The 23,830-nt window shown below is 56.4% G+C and carries 23 protein-coding genes; 7 read left to right on the top strand and 16 right to left on the bottom strand.

The genetic code is table 11. The features are described from left to right. Positions 1-2: 2 nt before the first annotated feature. The 11 genes from nuoC to RGU44_RS10685 form a co-directional block, all read right to left on the bottom strand. The gene (gene nuoC, locus RGU44_RS10735) at positions 3-1,784 is read right to left on the bottom strand and encodes an NADH-quinone oxidoreductase subunit C/D (protein WP_322178407.1); all 1,782 of its coding nucleotides are present in this window, start codon (positions 1,782-1,784) and stop codon (positions 3-5) included. Between the two features lie 74 nt (positions 1,785-1,858). After that, positions 1,859-2,533, bottom strand: coding sequence for a NuoB/complex I 20 kDa subunit family protein (locus RGU44_RS10730; RefSeq protein ID WP_219064413.1), 675 nt, complete (start codon positions 2,531-2,533; stop codon positions 1,859-1,861). Positions 2,534-2,543: 10 nt separating this feature from the next. After that, positions 2,544-2,957, bottom strand: a complete 414-nt coding sequence (locus RGU44_RS10725; protein WP_219064414.1) for an NADH-quinone oxidoreductase subunit A — start codon at positions 2,955-2,957, stop codon at positions 2,544-2,546. Between the two features lie 616 nt (positions 2,958-3,573). Further along, positions 3,574-4,899, bottom strand: coding sequence for an isocitrate lyase (aceA, locus tag RGU44_RS10720; RefSeq protein ID WP_219064415.1), 1,326 nt, complete (start codon positions 4,897-4,899; stop codon positions 3,574-3,576). A gap of 534 nt (positions 4,900-5,433) precedes the next feature. Next, positions 5,434-6,222, bottom strand: coding sequence for a secretin N-terminal domain-containing protein (locus RGU44_RS10715; RefSeq protein ID WP_322178409.1), 789 nt, complete (start codon positions 6,220-6,222; stop codon positions 5,434-5,436). A gap of 174 nt (positions 6,223-6,396) precedes the next feature. After that, the gene (locus RGU44_RS10710) at positions 6,397-6,822 is read right to left on the bottom strand and encodes a GNAT family N-acetyltransferase (protein WP_322178410.1); all 426 of its coding nucleotides are present in this window, start codon (positions 6,820-6,822) and stop codon (positions 6,397-6,399) included. After that, entirely contained in the window at positions 6,815-7,981 is a 1,167-nt protein-coding gene (locus RGU44_RS10705) for a cupin domain-containing protein (RefSeq protein WP_322178411.1), read from the bottom strand. Before RGU44_RS10705 ends, RGU44_RS10710 begins: the two co-directional genes overlap by 8 nt. Positions 7,982-8,042: 61 nt before the next feature. After that, positions 8,043-9,413 (bottom strand): adenylosuccinate lyase, encoded by a 1,371-nt coding sequence (gene purB / locus RGU44_RS10700; RefSeq protein WP_322178412.1) that lies wholly within the window; start codon positions 9,411-9,413, stop codon positions 8,043-8,045. Positions 9,414-9,556: 143 nt separating this feature from the next. Beyond that, the gene (hflD, locus tag RGU44_RS10695; RefSeq protein ID WP_322178413.1) at positions 9,557-10,177 is read right to left on the bottom strand and encodes a high frequency lysogenization protein HflD; all 621 of its coding nucleotides are present in this window, start codon (positions 10,175-10,177) and stop codon (positions 9,557-9,559) included. Then, the gene (mnmA, locus tag RGU44_RS10690; protein WP_322178414.1) at positions 10,177-11,322 is read right to left on the bottom strand and encodes a tRNA 2-thiouridine(34) synthase MnmA; all 1,146 of its coding nucleotides are present in this window, start codon (positions 11,320-11,322) and stop codon (positions 10,177-10,179) included. Before mnmA ends, hflD begins: the two co-directional genes overlap by 1 nt. Positions 11,323-11,372: 50 nt before the next feature. Beyond that, positions 11,373-11,819, bottom strand: coding sequence for an NUDIX hydrolase (locus RGU44_RS10685; RefSeq protein ID WP_322178415.1), 447 nt, complete (start codon positions 11,817-11,819; stop codon positions 11,373-11,375). A 325-nt stretch (positions 11,820-12,144) separates the two neighbouring features. Here RGU44_RS10685 and icd point away from each other — a divergent pair, with 325 nt between their 5' ends. Then, positions 12,145-13,401, top strand: a complete 1,257-nt coding sequence (gene icd / locus RGU44_RS10680) for an NADP-dependent isocitrate dehydrogenase (RefSeq protein ID WP_322178416.1) — start codon at positions 12,145-12,147, stop codon at positions 13,399-13,401. Between the two features lie 98 nt (positions 13,402-13,499). Here icd and cspD read toward each other — a convergent pair whose 3' ends face one another. Continuing rightward, a complete protein-coding gene (gene cspD, locus RGU44_RS10675) occupies positions 13,500-13,787 on the bottom strand; it encodes a cold shock domain-containing protein CspD (RefSeq protein ID WP_322178417.1) in 288 nt (95 codons plus the stop codon). A gap of 220 nt (positions 13,788-14,007) precedes the next feature. Here cspD and clpS point away from each other — a divergent pair, with 220 nt between their 5' ends. Then, the gene (gene clpS / locus RGU44_RS10670; RefSeq protein WP_219064425.1) at positions 14,008-14,367 is read left to right on the top strand and encodes an ATP-dependent Clp protease adapter ClpS; all 360 of its coding nucleotides are present in this window, start codon (positions 14,008-14,010) and stop codon (positions 14,365-14,367) included. Between the two features lie 29 nt (positions 14,368-14,396). After that, on the top strand, positions 14,397-16,667 hold the full coding sequence (gene clpA / locus RGU44_RS10665; protein WP_219064426.1) for an ATP-dependent Clp protease ATP-binding subunit ClpA: 2,271 nt from the start codon (positions 14,397-14,399) through the stop codon (positions 16,665-16,667). A gap of 149 nt (positions 16,668-16,816) precedes the next feature. Here clpA and infA read toward each other — a convergent pair whose 3' ends face one another. The 4 genes from infA to RGU44_RS10645 all read right to left on the bottom strand — a co-directional run bounded on the left by infA (position 16,817) and on the right by RGU44_RS10645 (position 18,758). Then, on the bottom strand, positions 16,817-17,035 hold the full coding sequence (gene infA / locus RGU44_RS10660; RefSeq protein ID WP_322178418.1) for a translation initiation factor IF-1: 219 nt from the start codon (positions 17,033-17,035) through the stop codon (positions 16,817-16,819). Positions 17,036-17,135: 100 nt separating this feature from the next. Then, complete coding sequence (locus RGU44_RS10655) at positions 17,136-17,843, bottom strand: arginyltransferase (protein ID WP_322217075.1); 708 nt, start codon at positions 17,841-17,843, stop codon at positions 17,136-17,138. A gap of 44 nt (positions 17,844-17,887) precedes the next feature. After that, on the bottom strand, positions 17,888-18,580 hold the full coding sequence (gene aat, locus RGU44_RS10650; protein ID WP_322178420.1) for a leucyl/phenylalanyl-tRNA--protein transferase: 693 nt from the start codon (positions 18,578-18,580) through the stop codon (positions 17,888-17,890). Between the two features lie 4 nt (positions 18,581-18,584). After that, positions 18,585-18,758 (bottom strand): hypothetical protein, encoded by a 174-nt coding sequence (locus RGU44_RS10645; protein ID WP_322178421.1) that lies wholly within the window; start codon positions 18,756-18,758, stop codon positions 18,585-18,587. A 239-nt stretch (positions 18,759-18,997) separates the two neighbouring features. Here RGU44_RS10645 and ftsK point away from each other — a divergent pair, with 239 nt between their 5' ends. The 4 genes from ftsK to crcB are packed head-to-tail and all read left to right on the top strand — an operon-like array spanning position 18,998 to position 23,826. After that, positions 18,998-21,430 carry a DNA translocase FtsK gene (gene ftsK / locus RGU44_RS10640; RefSeq protein ID WP_322178422.1) on the top strand — a complete coding sequence of 811 codons (2,433 nt, stop codon included), beginning with the start codon at positions 18,998-19,000 and terminating at the stop codon, positions 21,428-21,430. 56 nt (positions 21,431-21,486) lie between these two features. Further along, the gene (lolA, locus tag RGU44_RS10635) at positions 21,487-22,110 is read left to right on the top strand and encodes an outer membrane lipoprotein chaperone LolA (RefSeq protein WP_322178423.1); all 624 of its coding nucleotides are present in this window, start codon (positions 21,487-21,489) and stop codon (positions 22,108-22,110) included. 19 nt (positions 22,111-22,129) lie between these two features. Next, complete coding sequence (locus tag RGU44_RS10630) at positions 22,130-23,452, top strand: replication-associated recombination protein A (RefSeq protein ID WP_322178424.1); 1,323 nt, start codon at positions 22,130-22,132, stop codon at positions 23,450-23,452. Next, entirely contained in the window at positions 23,452-23,826 is a 375-nt protein-coding gene (crcB, locus tag RGU44_RS10625; protein ID WP_219064433.1) for a fluoride efflux transporter CrcB, read from the top strand. The genes RGU44_RS10630 and crcB overlap by 1 nt, the downstream gene beginning before the upstream one ends. Positions 23,827-23,830 lie beyond the last annotated feature (4 nt).

The raw sequence follows: 23,830 nt of genomic DNA, 5'->3' as shown, positions 1-23,830 counted from the left end.
GCTTAGCGGTCCACGTCGGCCATAACGAAATCGATACTACCCAGGTACGCAATCAAGTCCGCGACCATGCTGCCTTTGATCACCGAAGGGATCTGTTGCAGATGCGGGAAGCTTGGGGTGCGAATCCGGGTACGGTAGCTCATGGTGCCGCCGTCGCTCGTCAGGTAATAGCTGTTGATACCCTTGGTCGCTTCGATCATCTGGAAGGATTCGTTGGCCGGCATGACCGGGCCCCACGAAACTTGCAGGAAGTGCGTGATCAGGGTTTCGATGTGCTGCAAGGTGCGTTCTTTCGGCGGCGGCGTGGTCAGCGGGTGATCCGCCTTGTACGGCCCTTCCGGCATGTTGCGCATGCACTGGTCGATGATCCGGATACTCTGGCGCATCTCTTCGACACGCACGATGCAGCGGTCATAGGCATCGCCATTGACGGCCAGCGGTATTTCGAACTCGAAGTTTTCGTAGCCCGAGTAAGGGCGTGCCTTGCGCAGGTCGAAGTCCAGACCGGTGGAACGCAAGCCGGCGCCAGTGACGCCCCATTCCAGCGCTTCCTTGGTGTTGTATGCCGCAACGCCGATGGTCCGGCCGCGCAGGATGCTGTTGTCCAAAGCGGCTTTCTGGTATTCGTCCAGGCGCTTGGGCAGCCATTCAACGAAGTCTTTGACCAGTTTTTCCCAGCCGCGTGGCAGGTCGTGAGCGACACCACCAATGCGGTACCAGGCCGGGTGCAGACGGAAGCCGGTGATGGCTTCGATCACGGTATAAGCGCGCTGGCGGTCGGTGAAGGTGAAGAACACCGGGGTCATTGCGCCCACATCCTGAATGTATGTCCCCAGGAATAGCAGGTGGCTGGTGATACGGAAGAACTCGGCCATCATGATGCGGATGGTGTCGACTTTTTCCGGCACCTTGATACCGGCCAGCTTCTCGACCGCAAGGACATACGGCAGGTTGTTCATCACGCCGCCGAGGTAGTCGATACGGTCGGTGTACGGAATGAAACTGTGCCATGACTGACGCTCGGCCATCTTCTCGGCGCCACGGTGGTGGTAACCGACGTCCGGAACGCAGTCGACGATCTCTTCACCGTCGAGTTGCAGGATGATGCGGAATGCGCCGTGAGCCGAAGGGTGGTTCGGGCCGAGGTTGAGGAACATATAGTCCTCATTCGCGCCCGAACGCTTCATGCCCCAGTCTTCAGGGCGGAAACGTGCGGCTTCCTCTTCGAGCTGTTGTTTGGCCAGAGTCAGGCTGAACGGATCGAATTCGGTAGCGCGAGCCGGGAAGTCCTTGCGCAGCGGATGACCTTCCCAAGTCGGCGGCATCATGATCCGGGTCAGGTGCGGGTGGCCGGCAAAGTCGATGCCGAACATGTCCCACACTTCACGCTCGTACCAGTTGGCGTTAGGCCAGATGCCGGTGATGGTCGGCAAGCTGAGGTCGCCCTCAGACAAGGCCACCTTGATCATTACGTCACTATTACGCTCGATCGACAGCAGGTGGTAGAACACGCTGAAGTCGGCACCCGGCAAGCCGTGGCGATGAGTGCGCAGGCGTTCGTCGACACCGTGCAGGTCATACAGCATGACGTAGGGTTTTGGCAGCTGGCGCAGAAAGGTCAGCACTTCGACCAGTTTGGCACGCGCAACCCATAGCACCGGCATGCCGGTACGGGTTGACTGGACGGTGAACGTCTCAGGGCCAAAACGGGTATTCAATTCAACGACGACGTCTTGGTCGTCAGCCTTGTAAGGCGGGATGTACAGAGCGGTGCCTGCAGTCATGGTCTCGATCGCTTTCGGTCAACGTAAAGAATGAACCCAGAGTCTTGTCTCTTTTGTAAAAAGAAAGAGTGGGATCAGACTTCGTCGGGGCTGCGCAGGTTAGTAACCTGGATACGCTGTTCGCGGCGCTGTTCCTTTTGCGACGGCATCTCGGCGCGATAGACGCCTTGATCACCGACGACCCAGGAAAGGGGGCGACGCTCCTGGCCGATAGACTCCTGCAACAGCATCAATCCTTGCAGGAAAGCCTCGGGGCGTGGCGGGCAGCCAGGCACGTAGACATCCACGGGAAGGAACTTGTCGACCCCCTGGACCACTGAATAGATGTCGTACATGCCACCGGAGTTAGCACACGAACCCATGGAGATGACCCACTTGGGCTCGAGCATTTGCTCGTAGAGGCGCTGGATGATCGGCGCCATCTTGATGAAGCAGGTCCCGGCAATAACCATGAAATCCGCCTGGCGCGGTGATGCCCGGATAACCTCGGCACCGAAGCGGGCGATGTCATGGGGCGCCGTGAAGGCGGTGGTCATTTCCACATAGCAGCACGACAAGCCGAAGTTGTACGGCCACAGGGAGTTTTTACGCCCCCAGTTGACCGCACCGTTCAGCACGTCTTCAAGCTTGCCCATGTAGATGTTTTTGTGGACTTGATCTTCTAACGGATCGGAAACGGTTTCCCGTTCACCGATTGGATACTCCTCATTAGGCGCATCCGGGTCGATCCTGGTGAGAGTGTATTGCATCGACAAAGCCTCATTGTTTTAGCTTCGCTTGCCGCTTACGACGACCTTCAGGAGCCCAATCGAGCGCCCCAACCCGCCATAGGTAGACAAGACCTGCCAACAGAATTGCTATGAAAACGAGTGCTTCGACGAATCCGGTCCAGCCGCTTTCGCGGACGGACACAGACCAGGCAAAGAGAAAGAGGGCTTCAATGTCGAAGATCACGAAAAGCATCGCGACCAGATAGAATTTTGCCGAAAGCCGCAGACGGGCGCCGCCCGTGGGCAGCATGCCGGATTCAAACGGTTCGTTTTTGCTGCGCCCCCAGGCTTTGCTGCCCAGGAGGCTGGATACGCCGAGCATGAAGGCGCAGAGGCCGACAACACCCAAAAGGAAAATGGCGAAGCCCCAGTTATGGGCGATCAGACCTGTCGATTCGGGCATTCTGGTAATCCTTGGCAGAGAGCAAAGGTCTCTGAGCTTGATAAAGAAATAAAGCAGTGACGATATGTCGCATCGAAATCTATCGCGATGATTTTATGGGTAAACAGGTAGCAAGTAAATTTTCTATAGCGAAATTATTCTAATACTTTAGGACATTGAGACCTTAAAAACAGGCGCAGGCCATACGCTGCGGGCATTAGCCGGAGTTTTGTTGAATGTGTTTTGTCAGGGGTGTAATGAAGGTCGACACGCACAAATGATAATTGATGTCATCTGCGGGGGTTTTTAAACTGTTGCTCATGGTTAAAGCGGAGAAGTTGTCTTTATATGCCGTGTATCGCAGTTGCGAGATTCGCTGTTTTACTCTTTTTTAGGCGTTAAATACCGCTCTGGATCAATGTTTAAGGACTCACGTGATGCCTCGTGCGAGTGCTGCACCTCCTGGGGAGGTCAGGACCTGCTTCAACGATTGGGCCGGTATCACGCTCGGCTGAGGCTGCCACAAAAGCTTCAGCAAAAAAAAACGCCCCGAACCAGTCGGGGCGTTAGTCATGTGGCATTCCAGTTGCTCTTTAAACGGTCTGGAATGGCCGCTTGCTTAGGTGGCTAAGCGGTATCAGTGGAACTGTTCTTCTTCAGTCGAGCCGGTCAGCGCGGTCACGGAGGACGCGCCACCCTGAATCACGGTGGTGACGTCGTCAAAGTAGCCAGTGCCGACTTCTTGCTGGTGAGCCACGAAGGTGTAACCCTTGGCGGCGTCAGCGAACTCTTGCTCTTGCAGTTTCACGTAGGCAGTCATGTCGTTGCGGGCGTAGTCGTGCGCCAGGTTGAACATGCTGTGCCACATGTTGTGGATGCCAGCCAGAGTAATGAACTGGTGCTTGTAGCCCATGGCCGACAGTTCGCGCTGGAACTTGGCGATGGTCGCGTCGTCCAGGTTTTTCTTCCAGTTGAAGGAAGGCGAGCAGTTGTAGGACAGCAGTTGGTCCGGGTATTCCTTTTTGATCGCTTCGGCAAAGCGACGTGCTTCGGCCAAATCCGGCTTGGCGGTTTCGCACCAGATCAGGTCGGCGTACGGTGCGTAAGCCAGGCCGCGGGAGATAGCCTGGTCCAGACCGGCGCGAACCTTGTAGAAGCCTTCTGGAGTACGTTCGCCAAGCACGAATTCCTTATCGTAAGGGTCGCAATCGGAGGTCAGCAGGTCAGCAGCGTTAGCGTCGGTACGGGCCAGGATGATGGTCGGTACGCCAGCAACGTCCGCAGCCAGACGGGCAGCGGTCAGCTTCTGTACGGCTTCCTGGGTTGGCACAAGAACCTTGCCGCCCATGTGGCCGCATTTCTTCACGGATGCCAGTTGGTCTTCGAAGTGAACGCCAGCAGCGCCAGCTTCGATCATGCTTTTCATCAGCTCGTAAGCGTTCAGTACGCCGCCGAAACCGGCTTCAGCGTCTGCAACGATTGGTGCGAAGTAGTCGATGTAGCCTTCGTCACCTGGGTTCTTGCCGGCTTTCCACTGGATCTGGTCAGCACGACGGAACGAATTGTTGATGCGCTTGACCACGGTTGGAACCGAATCCACTGGGTACAGCGATTGGTCAGGGTACATCGATTCGGCGGAGTTGTTGTCCGCAGCTACTTGCCAGCCAGACAGGTAGATCGCCTGGATGCCAGCCTTGACTTGTTGCACTGCTTGGCCGCCAGTCAGGGCGCCCATGCAGTTGACGAAATCTTTGTCGGGACGGAAGGAAGGCTTGGCACCTTGGGTGACCAGATTCCATAGCTTTTCAGCGCCCAGCTTGGCGAGCGTGTGTTCAGGCTGAACCGAGCCACGCAGGCGGACAACGTCAGCGGCCGAGTAATTGCGGGTCACGTGTTTCCAGCGTGGATTTTCAGCCCAGTCTTTTTCAAGAGCTGCAATTTGCTGTTCGCGTGTCAGTGCCATGGAGATAAACCTCGTCGCATAGGTTTTGGGTGGAAAATTCTTGCTCCGCCAAAACGCCCTGGTTTTCAGAGGGCGCGTTGCTGGCTGCTCGCTTGTCAGAAACTTAAGCGGTCGAGCTGGGGTTTGGCAGGGCGCGACAGAAGGTCGAGAAGCTCGAGAGGGGAAGAGTGTGAGGCTGAGGGCATGTCTGATGTTCGCAGTTTGGCTCGTGGATGCCTTGATGCGATCATGCAGAGGTATTGCCGATCTACCGTATTACGCTTCCGTCCCTCGGGACAACTTCGATCCAGTCGCAACCTCGTCAAACTGCCTTGTGGGCGGTCCAGACACGAATCGGCTCAGGTGTGTAAGTTAGAGCGGCGATTCGAAAGCTCTTTGCAGAGCCTCTGATAAGCGGGAGCGGGGCAATCATGCCTCGTGAATTTTGACCCGTCAAATGTTTTGTAGTGCTTTTTGTAGAGCACTACATCTTTGGTCTAATACGACCAGGCAGTCAGTTTGGGGTGCTTTGGTCTCGGTGTTCAGTCTAGAGTATCAGTCCAGTGTCTCGACTTTCACGCGCAACGTCATATCGCTCCGGCCTTGTGTGATATAGCGCTGCACCTGTCCCTGTTGATCTGCCCGGGATTGCTCGCTGACGCTGGCAAGGGTAATCCACTCGCCCAACCGACCGCTGACCTGGGTGTCGGTGCTTTGCACGTTAACGACATCAGGCTGTTCCTGGTTCATGCGATCGTGGTTGGTGCTAATGCTCAGGTGCACAGTCTCGCCCGTCAGACTGGCAGTGACGTAGAAGCCTTGGGTGACATTGCGGTATTGGGTTTGGCTTTGCGTGTACCCATAGGCGTCGGTCTGGGTCGTCGTCAGGGGGACGGACTGGCCTACCTGAATAAGCGCAGGCGTGCCTTCGCTGGCTTGAACCTGTTGCACGCCGCCGTCACGGCTGTCAGTGCCGCTATGGATGATACGGGTCTGGCTGCGGACGCTGACATCGCCGTTTTGCGTCTGCACGGTGCCATTGGTGGCGTAGCCCTGGTCGTTTTGGGCGTTGCTGTCGCTGGTGTCGACGCTGATCAGCAGCCGTCTGGGCGCCTTGTCCAATTGCGAGAGCAGGCTGCGCAACGCCTGAATTTTTTCTGGCTCGGCATTAACGATCAGTTGGTTGTTGTAAGCGTTGACCGTGCCTTCATTGCCCAGAAAAGACCTGACCACCGGCAGCAGGTCGTCACTGGTGCGATAGTTCAGGGGGACGACTTCCGTCGCGGCAATGGCGTTAAAGCTGCAGGCCAGCAGCAGTGACGTGAACAGGGTGCGTAGGAACATGTCCGTTATCTCCGCAATTGAGCGCGTAAAGGCGTGAGTTTGACAGTTATCGGCCCGGGTTGGGCCAGGTTGAATCGCAGGCAAAAAAACGCCCCGACATCTTCGACCTCAGCATAGTTAGCCTAGGGTGAAGCGGGCGGGGCGTCAGGGATGCATCTTCGCTAAGTCTAGCGATTACGCTGCGCCGCGCACCATGTCGACGTGAGGGATCCCGGCTTCGAGAAACTCTCCGCTGACAATGACAAAGCCCAGGCGCTCATAGAAGCGTGTGGCCTGGACCTGTGCGCTGAGCATCTGTTGCTTCAGGCCGCGGCGCTCGGCTTCGCCAATCACTGCTTCCATCAGTGCATCACCGACTTTCAGGCCGCGCCAGTCTTTGAGCACCGATAGGCGCCCGATTTCACCGTCAGGCAGCAAGCGGGCAGTGCCAATGGGAAAGTCACCCTCAAATGCCAGAAAGTGCACTGCACTGGCGTCTTCGGCATCCCATTCCAGTTCAGGTGGTACGCATTGTTCTGCGATAAAAACGGCTTCCCGGATACGCCGAATGTCGGCGTTATCTTTCTGCCAATCGGCGACACGTACGGAGATCTTATTCATCGGCAAACCCCAGACTTCCTTGTTTGACCAGCTCGCAGAGCAGGTTGCGTCCATATTCATCGGCCAGCCATGGGTCGAGGTTTTCGCTGTGCAATGCGTCGGCAGCGCAGATCAGTTTGAGCAGTTCGCGCAGATTACCCGGCAACAGCCGACTCTGACCGCTGGCAAATAACAGAAGGTCGTCATCGACTTCAGACCAGGCGAGGCGCGCGCTCGGGTTACGGATCAGTATCGCCCCTTGCTCCAGGCTGAGGAACAGGTCTTCTTCTTCCAGTTCGGGGCCGACGACCAGCTCGGGATAGCGTGGCTCGGTCATGAATTGGCCAAACCAGGTCAACAGCAACCGCTCGTCGCTCATGTGCTCGGCCAACAAGCTTTTCAGACGGTCGAGGGCGTCACGCTGGATCTGGTGCGGATCGCTGACCGGCTGTACGTCAGCGTCGGTGTAGCGTTCTTCGTCCGGCAGGAACTGGCTGAGGAAGTCGGTGAAGTGCGTTAGCACCTCAGCTGCGCTTGGCGCGCGGAAACCGACCGAATAGGTCATGCAGTCATCCACGGCGACGCCACAATGGGCCAGGCGCGGCGGCAAATACAGCATGTCGCCCGGTTCCAGGGTCCACTCATCAGTGACTTCGAAGCCCGAGAGGATGCGCAGGTCTGCGTGTTTCAGCAGTGGGGTCTCGGAATCGCACATTTGGCCTATCTGCCAGTGGCGTTTGCCCTGGCCCTGCAGCAGAAACACATCGTAGTTATCAAAGTGCGGGCCAACGCTTCCGCCTGGCACGGCGAAGCTGATCATGACGTCGTCAATGCGCCAGCTGGGCAGGAATCGGAAGTTCTCCAGCAGCTCACTGACTTCGGGTACGAACTGATCAACCGCTTGCACCAGCAGGGTCCAGTCGCGTTCTGGCAGCTTGCTGAACTCGTCTTCGGTAAACGGACCGCGACGCAGTTCCCAAGGGCGCTCGCCATTCTCGAGAACTATACGGGACTCAACCTCTTCTTCCAGGGCGAGGCCGGCCAGTTCGTCGGCGTCGATCGGGCTCTGGAAGTCCGGCAGCGCCTGACGGATCAGGAGCGGTTTTTTCTGCCAGTAGTCACGCAGGAATTCACGCGCGCTGATGCCGCCCAGAAGTTGAAGAGGAATATCAGGATTCATTTGTAAGCCCTTGAAATGAAAACGCCCGGCACAGCCGGGCGTGTGCAAAAGTTGTTGCGGGTCAAATGCGCTTGGCTTGAGCCACGGCATTGCCGATGTAATTGGCCGGGGTGAGCTTTTTCAGCTCAGCCTTGGCTTGCGCAGGCATTTCCAGGTCGTCGATGAAAGTTTGCAGTGCTTCAGCGCTGATGCCCTTGCCCCGCGTCAGCTCTTTCAGCTTTTCGTACGGGTTCTCGATGTTGTAGCGACGCATGACCGTTTGAATCGGTTCGGCCAGCACTTCCCAGCACGCATCCAGTTCGGCGGCGATTTTTTGCGCGTTGAGTTCCAGTTTGCTGATGCCTTTAAGGCTGGCTTCATACGCGATGATGCTATGGGCGAAGCCCACGCCCAGGTTACGCAAAACGGTGGAGTCGGTCAGGTCGCGCTGCCAGCGGGAAATCGGCAACTTGCTGGCCAGGTGCTGAAACAGAGCGTTGGCGATACCCAGATTGCCTTCGGAGTTTTCGAAGTCGATAGGGTTGACCTTGTGCGGCATGGTCGATGAGCCGATTTCGCCAGCGATGGTGCGCTGCTTGAAATACCCCAGGGAGATATAGCCCCATATGTCGCGGTCGAAGTCGATCAGGATGGTATTGAAACGAGCGATCGCGTCAAACAGCTCGGCGATGTAGTCGTGCGGTTCGATCTGCGTGGTGTAGGGGTTGAAGCCCAGACCCAGCTCGTCTTCGATGAACGCGCGTGCGTTCTCTTCCCAGTCGATGTCCGGGTAAGCCGAGATGTGCGCGTTGTAGTTGCCGACTGCGCCGTTGATCTTGCCCAGCAGCGGAACAGCAGCCACCTGAGCGATCTGGCGCTCCAGGCGATAGACCACGTTTGCCAGCTCTTTGCCCAGAGTGGTCGGAGATGCTGGTTGGCCGTGGGTGCGCGACAACATCGGTACGTCAGCGAAGCGTACGGCCAGCTCGCGAATGGATTCGGCGATCTGGCGCATCAGTGGCAGCAACACACCGTCGCGACCTTCGCGCAGCATCAGCGCGTGGGACAGGTTGTTGATGTCTTCACTGGTACAGGCAAAGTGGATGAACTCACTGACATTGGCCAGCTCAGGCAGCTTGGCGGCCTGTTCCTTGAGCAGGTACTCAATGGCCTTGACGTCGTGATTGGTGGTGCGCTCGATCTCTTTGACGCGTTCGGCGTGGACGGTGGAGAAGTCCTCGGCCAGCGTATTGAGGATCGCGTTGGCTTCAGCCGAAAAGGCCGGAACTTCAGTGATTTGCGGGTGAGCAGCCAGGCGCTGAAGCCAGCGTACTTCAACCATGACGCGAAAACGGATCAAGCCGTATTCACTGAAAATCGGGCGCAGGGCCTGGGTTCTGCCGGCGTAGCGGCCGTCAACAGGGGAAACCGCAGTGAGCGAAGAAAGCTGCATGGGGTGCTCTCGGACAGTCGGACAACGAAAAGGGGCGCATATCATACATGAAATGCTGGTCAGTTCTGTTCGGACTGACCAGCGTAGAGCGCGCAATAATTAATAGAGTCGGTGTTCAAGGGGTAGCCGTACAGCGTTGCGAATCAGCCGCGCAACATTGGGTAAAGCTCTTTAAGTAGCTTGCGGCGGCTGATGACCAATTGCCAGCGATGACCGCCCAGCTGTCGCCATAATCGCGCGGAGCGAATACCGGCCAGCAGCAGGGCGCGAATTTTCGACGCATTGTTGGGTTGTTGCAGATTGCGCATGTCGCCATGAACCTGAATTCGTTGGCGCAATGTGCTCAGTGTGTCCTGATAAAGCGCGCCGCTCGCGGCAATTACGTTGTCGTGAACCAGGCCGAAATGCTCGACCTGGGACTTGATCTGCGGCAAGCGTTTGCCGATTACTTCTAGCAGGTCGTCACGCTTGGCCAATTGCCGCTCCAGGCCCAGCATCGACAGGGCATAACGCAGTGGTTCGCGTTGCAGGCTGGTCGGGTCCCTTTCCAGTGCGCTGACCAACGAACGATAACCCTCGCGCAGGTTCAGGTCGTCACCGCCGTAGACTTCCAGTGTGTCTTTGGGGTCCATGACCAGCAGGCTACCCAGCATGCAGCCGAGCGCCGCTTCACTGACCTGGCCAGTCTTGGCAATCTTGTCGACCAGCACGGCCGCCTGGAATACACCGCCCAAGGCGACCAGTTGCTCTTGCATCGGAGTCATCAGCGCTTGTCCTTGCTGTGCCAAGGCTCGGCCACTTCGATGACGCCGCCTCCCAGGCAGATTTCGCCCTCGTAAAACACCACGGACTGGCCTGGTGTGACTGCGCGCTGGGGTTCTTCGAACGTGACGCGGTAGCCGGTGGCTGTCTGTTCAAGCGTGCATTTCTGGTCGCTTTGGCGATAACGCACTTTAGCGGTCAGTTGACGTGGGGTGCTCAGATCGATCGGGTTGACCCAATAAATTTCCGACGCCGTCAGTGCCTGGGAGAACAGCCACGGATGATCATTGCCCTGACCGACGATCAGCTCGTTGTTTTCTAGGTCCTTGGCCAGTACGTACCACGGGTCGTCGCTCGCGTCTTTCAAACCGCCGATGCCGAGCCCTTGGCGCTGGCCGATGGTGTGATACATCAGTCCATGATGGTGGCCGATGACTTCGCCTTCGGTCGTCTTGATCTCGCCGGGCTGGGCGGGCAGGTACTGCTTGAGAAAGTCGCTGAAGCGACGCTCACCGATGAAGCAGATGCCGGTGGAGTCTTTTTTCTTTGCTGTGGCCAGTTCGTGTTTTTCCGCGATGGCGCGCACGGCAGGTTTTTCCAGCTCGCCGACCGGGAACAGGGTCTTGGCGATCTGCTCGCCGCCCACAGCATGCAGGAAGTAACTCTGGTCCTTGTTCGGGTCCAGGCCTTTGAGCAGTTCGGTGCGGCCGTCGATGTCGCGACGACGGACGTAATGGCCTGTAGCGATCAGGTCTGCGCCGAGCATCATGGCGTAATCGAGAAATGCCTTGAACTTGATCTCGCGGTTGCAAAGGATGTCCGGGTTGGGCGTACGTCCGGCTTTGTATTCAGCCAGGAAATGCTCGAACACGTTGTCCCAGTACTCGGCGGCAAAGTTGGCGGTGTGCAGTTTGATGCCGATTTTGTCGCACACGGCCTGCGCATCGGCCAGGTCTTCGCGGGCGGTGCAATAGTCGGTTCCGTCGTCTTCCTCCCAGTTCTTCATGAACAGGCCTTCCACCTGATAGCCCTGCTCAATCAGCAGGAGGGCAGAGACGGAAGAGTCCACGCCGCCGGACATACCGACAATGACGCGGGTCCTTTCTGGATCATGAGGAGCTGGATCGTGGGGGGCTGGATCACGCATAGGAATTCAATGGGTGGCTTCAAAAAGGACGCAATTCTAACAGGCCGTGATCAAGCAGTCTCACGCAGTAAGCCTAAACCGAAGCGTTCGCCGGTCAAATAATCGTCGATGCAGCGCATCACCAGTTCGCTGCGCCAGCGGTCGCGCTGCTCCATAAGCGCTTCTCGAGTGAGCCAGCGTGGTCCAATGATGCCCTCGTCGAGCGTGTAATCGGGTCGTTGGTGCAATGGCTTGCCGGCGAAGCAGACGCGTTGGTAAGTCACGCCGTTGCTGGGGGCGGTGTACAGGTAGATGCCGATCACGCCGGTCAGCTCCACATCCCAGCCGGTTTCTTCCAGTGTTTCGCGTAGAGCGGCCTGGATCAGACTTTCGTCGGCTTCCAAATGCCCGGCAGGCTGATTAAATACGGCTCGGCCCTCAGCGACTTCCTCGACCATCAGGAAACGGCCCTCGTCTTCGATGACGGTTGCCACGGTCACGTGCGGAATAAAACGCATGAAAGGTGGATCTCCTTTAATTAAGCGGCGTCGCTTGGCCGCGAGAGGAGCCATAATAGCTGTTCGCCCTGTTTTTCAGCGAACCGACGTTTGGTTCTGGAGTGATGTCAGCTCATCCAAAGCAGCGATGTAGTCGCTTTGTAGTGTGGCTACATGCCCTGCATTCAGGGGGTTGTAGCAGGTGAGGGTGACATCGGACGATGGAAAAGTGCGTGACTTTCTGTAGAAAAGCTACAAGAATGATGCGCCTTTTCGCGACCCAAATATCCATCCGTTGCGCTATCCGCGCAGCAGATGTCAGACCACGAAAGAAACGGAGTCCAGCATGGGATACCAGAAGATTCAGGTTCCAGCAGTCGGCGACAAAATCACCGTCAACGCAGACCATTCTCTTAATGTGCCGAACAACCCGATCATCCCTTTCATTGAAGGTGATGGTATCGGCGTCGACATCAGCCCGGTCATGATGAAAGTTGTTGATGCTGCAGTTAAAAAGGCTTACGGCGGCGAGCGCAAAATCTCCTGGATGGAAGTCTACGCTGGCGAGAAGGCCACTCAAGTCTACGATCAGGATACCTGGCTGCCTCAGGAAACCCTGGACGCTGTTAAAGACTACGTCGTTTCTATCAAGGGCCCGCTGACCACTCCAGTCGGCGGCGGCATTCGTTCCCTGAACGTTGCCATGCGTCAGCAGTTGGACCTGTACGTCTGCCTGCGCCCAGTGCGTTGGTTCGAAGGCGTGCCTAGCCCGGTCAAGAAGCCAGGCGACGTCGACATGACTATCTTCCGTGAAAACTCCGAAGATATTTATGCTGGCATCGAGTGGAAAGCCGGTTCGCCGGAAGCGATCAAGATCATCAAGTTCCTCAAAGAGGAAATGGGTGTTACCAAGATCCGCTTTGATCAAAACTGCGGTATCGGCATCAAGCCGGTTTCTCTGGAAGGCACCAAGCGTCTGGTACGCAAGGCTCTGCAGTACATCGTCGACAACGACCGTGACTCGCTGACCATTGTGCACAAAGGCAACATCATGAAGTTCACCGAAGGTGCCTTCAAAGAATGGGCCTACGAAGTGGCTGCTGAAGAATTCGGCGCTACCTTGCTTGACGGCGGTCCTTGGATGCAGTTCAAGAACCCTAAAACCGGCAAGAACGTTATCGTTAAAGACGCCATCGCCGACGCCATGCTTCAGCAGATCCTGCTGCGCCCGGCCGAATACGACGTGATCGCGACCCTGAACCTCAACGGTGACTACCTGTCCGACGCACTGGCTGCTGAAGTTGGCGGTATCGGCATCGCTCCGGGCGCTAACCTGTCCGACACCATTGCGATGTTCGAAGCGACCCACGGTACTGCACCGAAGTACGCTGGCAAAGATCAGGTGAACCCAGGTTCGTTGATCCTGTCTGCTGAAATGATGCTGCGCCACATGGGTTGGGTCGAAGCTGCTGACCTGATCATCAAAGGCACCAACGGCGCAATCTCGGCCAAGACAGTGACCTATGACTTCGAACGTCTGATGGATGGCGCTAAACTGCTGTCTTCTTCTGCGTTCGGCGATGCCCTGATCTCTCACATGTGAGCTGATCGGCGCTAAGCAAAACCGGCCAGTTCAATTAACTTGAACTGGCCGGTTTTTTTTCGGCTGGTTTTTGGTTTAGCGGCCTGATTGCTGACGAATCAGGCAGTTACATCCAGCGGTTGATGGGTCAGATTTGGAACGTCGACAGGGGAGGAGGTTTGGGTCTCGCTCGCAGCTGCAATCTCTACAGCGTGCAAACCTTTGGGCCCCTGAATGATGTCAAAATTAACGGCCTGACCTGCTTTCAAGGTCTTGTAGCCGTCCATCTTTATCGCCGAGTAATGGGCGAACAAATCCTCGCTCTGGCCGTCTTCAATAATGAATCCGTAGCCTTTTGCGTTGTTGAACCACTTAACCTTGCCGCGCTTGGGGTTACTGCTTGCCATGCTCACATCCCTCTGCAAAGGACTCCGTCTGGAGTATGATCCACCTCATCCGCCGGACCGAAAAAAATTTGGTTGACTGCACGGACCCTTTTTACCCAATGTGGGTTCTATTCTTTGTAACACCGTTTTGCCGATAGTCAAGGTCATGCGGCGGTCCACTTGAAAACCGGTCAGACTGCGACTAATTACTGAACCCGCCCACCTACGAACCTTTCTTTCCATGCATGCATTCAGCCAGATTCGACTAACATTCAATCAGGACCGTCCGACACACGAGGATGGTGCTGCTGGAGTGGTGCTACAGGAGGCCAAGCCAGCACTGCAGGCGCCACCGATGTACAAGGTGGTTATATTTAATGATGATTACACACCGATGGATTTCGTCGTCGAAGTGCTCGAGGTGTTTTTTAACCTGAATCGCGAGCTGGCGACCAAGGTCATGCTGGCCGTCCATACAGAGGGACGGGCAGTATGTGGATTGTTTACCCGCGATATCGCCGAGACCAAGGCAATGCAGGTCAACCAATACGCCAGGGAAAGCCAGCATCCGCTACTCTGTGAGATCGAGAAGGACGGTTAACGCCGACCACTTGGGTATGAGGTGAAGCTATGTTGAACCGTGAGCTCGAAGTCACCCTCAATCTTGCCTTCAAGGAGGCACGTTCCAAGCGTCATGAATTCATGACGGTTGAACATCTCTTGCTGGCTCTTTTGGATAATGAGGCTGCCGCGACCGTCTTGCGCGCTTGTGGCGCAAACCTCGACAAACTCAAGCATGATCTGCAGGAGTTCATCGACTCCACGACACCGTTGATTCCTGTCCATGACGAGGATCGCGAAACCCAGCCGACCCTGGGCTTTCAGCGGGTACTGCAACGTGCTGTCTTTCACGTCCAAAGCTCGGGCAAGCGTGAAGTCACTGGCGCTAACGTTCTGGTTGCCATTTTCAGCGAGCAGGAAAGCCAGGCAGTGTTTCTGCTCAAACAGCAGAGCGTTGCACGGATTGATGTCGTCAATTACATCGCTCATGGTATTTCCAAAGTGCCAGGGCATGGCGATCACTCGGAAGGTGAGCAAGATATGCAGGATGACGAGGGCGGCGAGTCTTCTTCTTCAGGCAATCCTCTGGATGCCTACGCCAGCAACCTGAATGAATTGGCGCGTCAGGGCCGGATTGATCCATTGGTCGGACGTGAGATGGAAGTCGAGCGTGTGGCGCAGATTCTGGCGCGTCGTCGCAAAAACAACCCGCTGCTTGTCGGTGAGGCCGGGGTGGGTAAAACCGCCATCGCCGAAGGTCTGGCTAAGCGTATCGTCGACAATCAAGTGCCTGACCTGCTCGCCAATAGCGTGGTGTATTCCCTCGACCTGGGTGCGCTCTTGGCCGGGACCAAATACCGTGGCGACTTCGAGAAGCGCTTCAAAGCGTTGCTCAATGAGCTGAAAAAGCGTCCGCAGGCGATTTTGTTCATTGACGAAATTCATACCATCATCGGCGCAGGTGCTGCTTCTGGTGGTGTGATGGATGCATCGAATCTGCTCAAGCCGCTGCTGTCTTCGGGGGATATCCGCTGCATCGGCTCGACAACGTTCCAGGAATTTCGCGGGATCTTCGAAAAAGATCGGGCTTTGGCGCGGCGTTTCCAGAAGGTTGATGTGTCCGAACCGTCCGTGGAAGACACCATTGGCATCCTGAGAGGGCTCAAGGGGCGTTTCGAGCAGCATCATGGTATCGAGTATAGCGACGAGGCATTGCGCGCCGCTGCCGAGCTAGCATCGCGCTACATCAATGATCGGCACATGCCGGACAAGGCCATTGATGTTATCGACGAAGCCGGGGCTTATCAGCGCTTGCAGCCCATCGAGAAGCGCGTGAAGCGTATCGAAGTGGCTCAGGTTGAAGATATCGTTGCCAAGATTGCGCGTATTCCGCCTAAGCATGTCAACAGCTCCGACAAGGAACTGCTGCGTAATCTTGAGCGCGACCTCAAAATGACCGTGTTTGGTCAGGATGCAGCGATTGATTCGCTGTCGACCGCGATCAAGTTGTCGCGCGCCGGTCTGAAATCGCCGGATAAACCGGTCGGTTCGTTCCTGTTTGCAGGTCCTACGGGGGTCGGCAAGACCGAAGCGGCTAGGCAGTTGGCCAAAGCCTTGGGCATTGAACTTGTGCGTTTCGATATGTCCGAGTACATGGAGCGTCATACCGTTTCGCGCTTGATCGGTGCACCGCCGGGTTATGTTGGCTTCGATCAGGGTGGTTTGCTGACCGAGGCGATTACCAAGCAGCCGCATTGCGTACTGCTGCTCGATGAAATCGAGAAGGCGCATCCGGAAGTCTTCAACCTGCTGCTGCAGGTCATGGACCACGGTACGCTGACTGATAACAACGGGCGCAAGGCGGACTTCCGCAACGTGATCGTGATCATGACCACCAACGCTGGCGCAGAAACTGCTGCGCGTGCCTCGATTGGCTTCACGCATCAGGATCACTCTTCCGATGCAATGGAAGTGATCAAGAAAAGTTTCACGCCGGAATTCCGTAACCGTTTGGACACCATTATCCAGTTTGGTCGCCTCAATCATGAGGTCATCAAAAGTGTGGTGGACAAGTTCCTTACCGAACTGCAGGCGCAGCTGGAAGACAAGCGTGTGCTGCTTGAAGTGACTGACGCCGCCAGAACCTGGTTGGCTGAAAGTGGCTACGATGCGCAGATGGGTGCAAGACCCATGGCTCGTTTGATCCAAGACAAGATCAAGCGTCCGCTGGCTGAAGAGATTCTCTTCGGTGAGTTGGCCGAGCACGGTGGCGTGGTGCATATCGACGTCAAGGACGGAGAAATGACCTTCGACTTCGAAACAACGGCAGAAATGGCTTAAGCCAAAACCAAAAAGCCCTGTATCTCACCTTTGATCGGGTGGTACGGGGCTTTTCATGGGCGAAATCTGTGTTGCGCGACAGTGCGGGAAGCCAAATCCCGCTCACACAAAAACGCCCGGCACAGGCCGGGCGTTTTTGTTAAGACCTGTTAGCGGGCGCGGTAAGTGATACGCCCTTTGCTCAAGTCGTAGGGCGTCAACTCGACGCGGACCTTGTCGCCGGTAAGAATACGGATGTAATTCTTACGCATTTTGCCGGAAATATGCGCGGTGACAATGTGCCCATTTTCCAACTCCACACGGAACATGGTGTTGGGCAGGGTGTCGACGACCGTGCCTTCCAGTTCAAAAGCTTCTTCTTTCGCCATGTAGTAAAAGGCCTCGGTATCCGATGAGTGGCCTGGTGCAACTGCTCCAGGCAAAAGCGGCGTGCATTGTGCCCGAAAAATAGGGGTTAAGCCAAGTGCTTCAATAAAGAGTGACCCATCTCTGGTTCGTAAGCAGCTCAATGGGCCGATATTGGGTTTTGTAATTCATCTTTTTACAGTTCTTTATCCAGTAGCCCAGGTAGACCGCATGGAGCTGCAATCTGGTCGCCTCGGCGATCTGCCAGAGAATCGCGTAGCGGCCCAGACTGCGGCGCTCTTCGCCTGGTTCATAGAATGTATAAACCGCCGAAAGGCCGGTGGGTAAAAGGTCAGTAACGGCGACTGCCAAGAGGCGTTCGTCGAGGCGAAATTCGTAGAATGTCGAGAAAGGCAGGTCGCGTACCAGAAATGTTGAAAACTGGTCACGACTAGGGGGGTACATGTCGCCATCAGCATGCCGCTGCTCGATATAGCGCTGATACAGGTCGAAGTACTCTTCGCTGAATCGTGGCTGAGTCGGGGTCACCTGCAGATCGGCATTGCGCTTGAAAATGCGCTTTTGCTGACGATCTGGAACAAACAGTCCCACAGGAATGCGAGCAGGAACGCACGCGCTGCAATTCTGGCAGTGAGGCCGGTAAAGATGGTCTCCGCTGCGGCGAAAACCCATGTCGGAAAGATCGGCGTACACCTGAACATCCATCGGCTGGCTAGGGTCCAGAAACAGCGTCGTCGCTTGTTCCTCAGGCAAATAGCTGCAGGAATGGGGTTGAGTGGCATAAAACTTAAGCCGCGCCAGCTCTGTCATGATCAACCCTCGGATAAAATCTCTAGTTAAGAGTGTATGTCAGGCTATGAAACTCGCCTAGGCAGCCAGTCGGCGATATTAGGTTGATCCAGGTGCTGGCGAAGGTAGTCGGCAAATGTGGTGCGGGTAATCGCTCTGGCGCCGAAGCTGTGCAGATGTTCGGTTGGCATCTGGCAGTCGATCAGTACGAAACCCCACGCCTTCAGGCGCTCGACCAGCGTGGCAAAGCCGACTTTCGAGGCGTTGTCCGCCCGACTGAACATGGACTCGCCAAAAAACAACTGGCCTATTGCCAAGCCATAAAGGCCTCCGACCAAGGCATCCTGCTCCCAAACCTCCACGCTGTGGGCATAGCCGCGTCGATGCAGTTCAAGGTAGGCCGATTGCATCGAGTCGGTGATCCAGGTGCCATCGGCGTAATCGCGCGGCGCGGCGCACGCTTGAATGACGGCTGTGAAATCCTGATCAAAGGTCACCTGGTAGCGCCCCTGGCGCAACACTTTGCCCAAGCTGCGAGAAATGTGCAGTTCCTCGGGAAATAATACCGTGCGCGGATCTGGTGACCACCACAGGATCGGCTGTCCCTCCTGAAACCAGGGAAAGCAGCCATGACGATAAGCCTGAATCAAGCGGTCGGCGGATAGATCACCGCCTGCGGCCAGCAAGCCGTTCGGCTCACGCATGGCTTTTTCCAGTGGAGGAAAGGTCAGGTCGTTACGTTGTAACCAAGTCAGCATGGTATCAAGACTTATCGAAGGGGGAGGGCGGTACACTCGACGGCTGCAACTCTATGGCGTCGGTGTGGTCGTAGACGGTCCCGTTGACGAAACCTGAGGCCGATGTGTGTAGCCAAACGATGCAATCAATGGCTTGAGTGTGCGACACGGCACGATCCGGATGTTTGATGTCGTTCATAAAAACACTCCATAAGCCTTTGTCACGAAAGACAATGCATGCTCAAATTGAGTCGTTCGTCCGGCGCTTGAAGATATGCTACACGCAAGCCAGACTAGCGTGGCAACGGCGGTGCAAACCCGTACAATGCCGCCCTTATTGGTGTTTTTTCAAGTGATTAGCCGAGTTGTAGATAAGCGTATCCATTTGTTTCATTTTTACCGAACGCTAGACAGCAGTATTTCGTAGTCAATCATCAGATGTTCGCGCTAAGGCGCAGGAAAAGAAGCGTTTTGAAGAAATCCACCGTAGCATCCAGTTCCATTCCGCTCTGGCGTCAACAGTTGCACTACCGGCTCAAGGAAGGTGCGCTGATCGCTATCGGCGCCCTGTGCCTGTATCTGATGATGGCGTTATTGACCTACGATCAGGCCGACCCCGGTTGGAGCCATACCAGTAGTGCCCGGCAGGTGCAGAATGCTGCGGGGCGCGCTGGCGCATTCTCGGCTGACATATTGTTCATGGTGTTGGGTTATTTTGCGTACATCTTCCCGCTGTTGTTGGCGGTCAAGACGTATCAAATCTTTCGTCAGCGTCATGAGCCGTGGCAGTGGAGCGGTTGGTTGTTCTCCTGGCGCCTGATCGGCCTGGTCTTCCTGGTATTGTCTGGTGCGGCCTTGGCCCATATTCACTTTCACTTCACTGCGGGCCTGCCAGCATCGGCCGGTGGTGCGCTGGGCGAAAGTCTGGGCGATCTGGCAAAAAACGCGTTGAATATCCAGGGCAGCACCCTGATGTTCATTGCGCTGTTTCTGTTTGGCCTGACGGTTTTTACCGATCTTTCGTGGTTCAAGGTGATGGATGTCACCGGCAAGATCACGCTTGACCTGTTCGAGTTGTTTCAGGGCGCGGCCAATCGCTGGTGGACGGCCCGTGGCGAGCGCAAGCAGATGGTTGCGCAACTGCGTGAGGTTGATACCCGTGTCAGTGAAGTGGTGGCGCCTGTCGCCCCTGATCGCCGGGAGCAGGCCAAGGCCAAAGAGCGTTTGATCGAGCGCGAACAAGCCCTCAGCAAACACATGACCGAGCGCGCAAATCACGTACCCGCGGTGATTGCTCCGGCGCCGGCCAAAGTGGTGGAGCCGAGCAAGCGCGTGCAGAAAGAGAAACAGGCGCCATTGTTCATCGACAGCGCGGTGGAAGGTACCTTGCCGCCGATTTCGATCCTTGATCCGGCAGAGAAGAAAAAGCTCAACTACTCCCCCGAATCGCTGGCTGCCGTCGGTCATCTTCTGGAAATCAAACTCAAAGAGTTTGGTGTGGAAGTCACCGTTGACTCCATTCATCCGGGACCGGTGATCACGCGCTACGAAATTCAGCCCGCCGCCGGGGTCAAGGTCAGTCGAATCTCCAACCTGGCCAAGGATCTGGCGCGTTCGCTGGCCGTGACCAGTGTGCGTGTGGTTGAAGTCATCCCGGGCAAGACCACCGTCGGCATCGAGATTCCTAACGAAGACCGGCAGATCGTGCGCTTCTCCGAGGTGTTGTCCACTCCGGAATTCGATGACGCCAAGTCCCCGGTCACTCTGGCCCTGGGGCATGACATTGGCGGCAGGCCGGTGATTACCGACTTGGCGAAGATGCCGCACCTGCTGGTGGCCGGTACTACCGGTTCCGGTAAGTCGGTGGGGGTCAACGCGATGATCCTGTCGATCCTGTTCAAGTCGGGGCCGGAAGACGCCAAACTGATCATGATCGACCCGAAAATGCTTGAGCTGTCGATCTACGAAGGCATTCCGCATCTGCTGTGCCCTGTCGTCACCGACATGAAGGACGCGGCCAACGCCCTGCGCTGGAGCGTCGCCGAGATGGAGCGGCGTTACAAACTGATGGCGAAGATGGGGGTGCGTAACCTGTCGGGTTTCAATCACAAGGTCAAAGAAGCTCAAGACGCCGGCACGCCGCTCGAAGATCCGTTGTACAAACGCGAAAGCATGCACGACATAGCGCCGCTGCTGACCAAATTGCCGACCATCGTGGTAGTGGTCGACGAATTCGCCGACATGATGATGATCGTCGGCAAAAAGGTCGAAGAGCTGATCGCCCGAATCGCCCAGAAAGCCCGGGCAGCTGGTATTCACTTGATTCTCGCGACCCAGCGGCCATCGGTGGACGTGATCACTGGTTTGATCAAGGCCAACATTCCTACTCGCATGGCGTTTCAGGTATCGAGCAAGATCGATTCGCGGACCATCATCGATCAGGGCGGCGCCGAACAACTGCTCGGTCACGGTGACATGCTGTACATGCCGCCGGGTACCAGTCTGCCCATTCGTGTCCATGGTGCTTTTGTGTCTGACGAAGAGGTCCACCGCGTCGTGGAGGCCTGGAAGTTGCGTGGCTCACCTGACTACAACGAAGACATCCTTGCGGGCGTTGAAGAGCCCGGTAGTGGCTTTGATGGCGGCAGCGAAGGCTCGGATGACAGCGAAAGCGATGCTCTGTATGACGAAGCGGTACGTTTCGTCCTGGAAAGCCGCCGCGCTTCCATTTCTGCGGTGCAGCGCAAGCTGAAGATCGGTTACAACCGCGCCGCCCGAATGATCGAAGCAATGGAAATGGCGGGCGTTGTGACGTCCATGAACACCAACGGCTCGCGTGAGGTCATCGCACCGAGCCCAATGCGCGACTAACCCAGACAGCGCGACAGTGCGCTGTCTGGGCTCCACTGAATTCAATGAGGACTCCCATGCGTCTTATCCGCATGCTGTTGGTATCTGCACTGGCTTTTTCCGCTATCCCGGCCTATGCCGATAGCAAAGATGTCGCGCGACTCACTCAGTTGCTTGAAAAATCACAAACCCTGACCGCCCGGTTTTCTCAATTGACACTGGACGGCGGCGGTACCCAATTGCAGGAAACAGCCGGTGACATGGCGTTGCAGCGTCCAGGCCTGTTCTATTGGCATACAGACGCGCCTCAGGAACAGTTGATGGTATCCGACGGGAAAAAAGTCTCGTTGTGGGACCCGGATCTGGAACAGGTGACAATCAAGACCCTCGACCAGCGGCTGACCCAGACCCCTGCATTGCTGTTGTCCGGTGATGTGTCCAAGATCAGCGAAAGCTTTGACATCAGCGCGAAGGAAGCCGGCGGCGTGATCGACTTTGTGCTCAAACCCAAGACCAAGGACACACTGTTCGACAGCCTGCGGCTGTCTTTTCGCAATGGCGTCATCAATGACATGCAGTTGATTGACAGCGTCGGCCAGCGCACCAATATCCTGTTCACGGGCGTGAAAGCCAACGAGCCGATTGTTGCCGGCAAATTCAAATTCAATATCCCGAAAGGCGCTGATGTCATTCAGGAATAAGAGGTTTTAACCGCGGCCCATGGACTTGTTTCGTAGCGATCCGATAGCTCAGCCCTTGGCCGCGCGCTTGCGTGCGGCCAATCTGGATGAATACGTCGGTCAGGAACACCTGCTCGCTCATGGCAAGCCTCTGCGTGAGGCGCTTGAGCAGGGCGCTTTGCATTCGATGATCTTCTGGGGGCCGCCGGGCGTGGGTAAAACCACGCTGGCACGGCTGTTGGCGAAAGTCTCGGATGCGCATTTCGAAACGGTCTCGGCAGTGTTGGCCGGGGTCAAGGAAATCCGTCAAGCCGTCGAGATTGCCAAGCAGCAGGCGGGGCAATACGGTCGCCGAACCATTCTGTTCGTCGACGAAGTGCATCGTTTCAACAAGTCGCAGCAGGACGCCTTCCTGCCTTACGTAGAAGACGGCACTCTGATTTTTATCGGCGCGACCACTGAGAATCCGTCTTTTGAACTGAACAACGCCTTGCTTTCCCGTGCGCGGGTTTATGTCCTGAAAAGCCTCGACGAAGCGGCGTTGTACAAACTGGTGCAGCGTGCACTGACGGAAGAGCGTGGTCTGGGCAAACATCAACTGAGCCTGAGCGACGAAGGCTTCAAGATGCTCCTGGCTGCGGCTGATGGTGACGGCCGGCGTTTGCTCAACCTGCTGGAGAACGCTTCCGACCTCGCCGAAGATGGCACCGAGATCAGTGTCGAGCTGCTGCAAAGCCTGCTTGGCGACAGTCGTCGTCGGTTCGATAAGGGCGGCGAAGCGTTTTACGATCAGATTTCAGCGCTGCATAAGTCGATTCGCGGTTCCAACCCTGACGCGGCGTTGTACTGGTTCGCGCGGATGATCGATGGCGGTTGCGATCCGTTGTACCTGGCGCGCCGTGTTGTGCGCATGGCCAGTGAAGACATCGGCAATGCTGACCCTCGGGCGCTTACGTTATGCCTGTCGGCGTGGGATGTGCAGGAGCGTCTGGGCAGCCCCGAGGGTGAGCTGGCGGTGGCACAGGCCATCGTTTATCTGGCCTGCGCGCCAAAAAGTAACGCCGTGTACATGGGCTTCAAGGCAGCGATGCGCGAAGCGACCGAACATGGTTCGCTGGAGGTTCCGCTGCACCTGCGTAATGCGCCGACCAAGCTGATGAAGCAGCTGGGCTATGGCGAAGAATACCGTTACGCCCACGATGAGCCCGACGCTTATGCCGCTGGCGAAGACTACTTTCCGGACGATCTTGAGCCGCGCCAGTACTACCAGCCGGTACCGCGTGGCCTTGAGCTGAAGATCGGAGAAAAGCTTAATCACCTGGCGGCACTGGACAAAGCAAGCCCACGTAAGCGGAGAAAGTAGTGATTCGATTGATTCTTGCAGTATCCGCCGGGGGTATCGCTGGTACATTATTGCGCTTCGCCACCGCCAGCTGGATCTCGGCGAACTGGCCGCGACACTTCTACACCGCAACATTGGCCGTTAACATCGTCGGCTGCTTGCTGATTGGTTATCTGTACGGACTGTTCCTGTTGCGTCCCGAAGTACCGATCGAGCTTCGTGCAGGCCTGATGGTAGGTTTTTTGGGTGGCCTGACGACATTTTCATCTTTTTCACTGGATACGCTGCGCTTGCTGGAAAGCGGGCAGGTGCCGCTGGCACTGGGCTACGCGGCAATCACCGTATTCGGCGGGCTGCTCGCGACGTGGGCTGGCCTGTCCTTGACCAAACTTTGATAGA

Source organism: Pseudomonas sp. 5C2 (assembly GCF_034314155.1).
Classification (GTDB): domain Bacteria; phylum Pseudomonadota; class Gammaproteobacteria; order Pseudomonadales; family Pseudomonadaceae; genus Aquipseudomonas.
The sequence above is the reverse complement of the archived record's forward strand: the minus strand, read 5'-3'. Positions and strand labels throughout refer to the sequence as shown.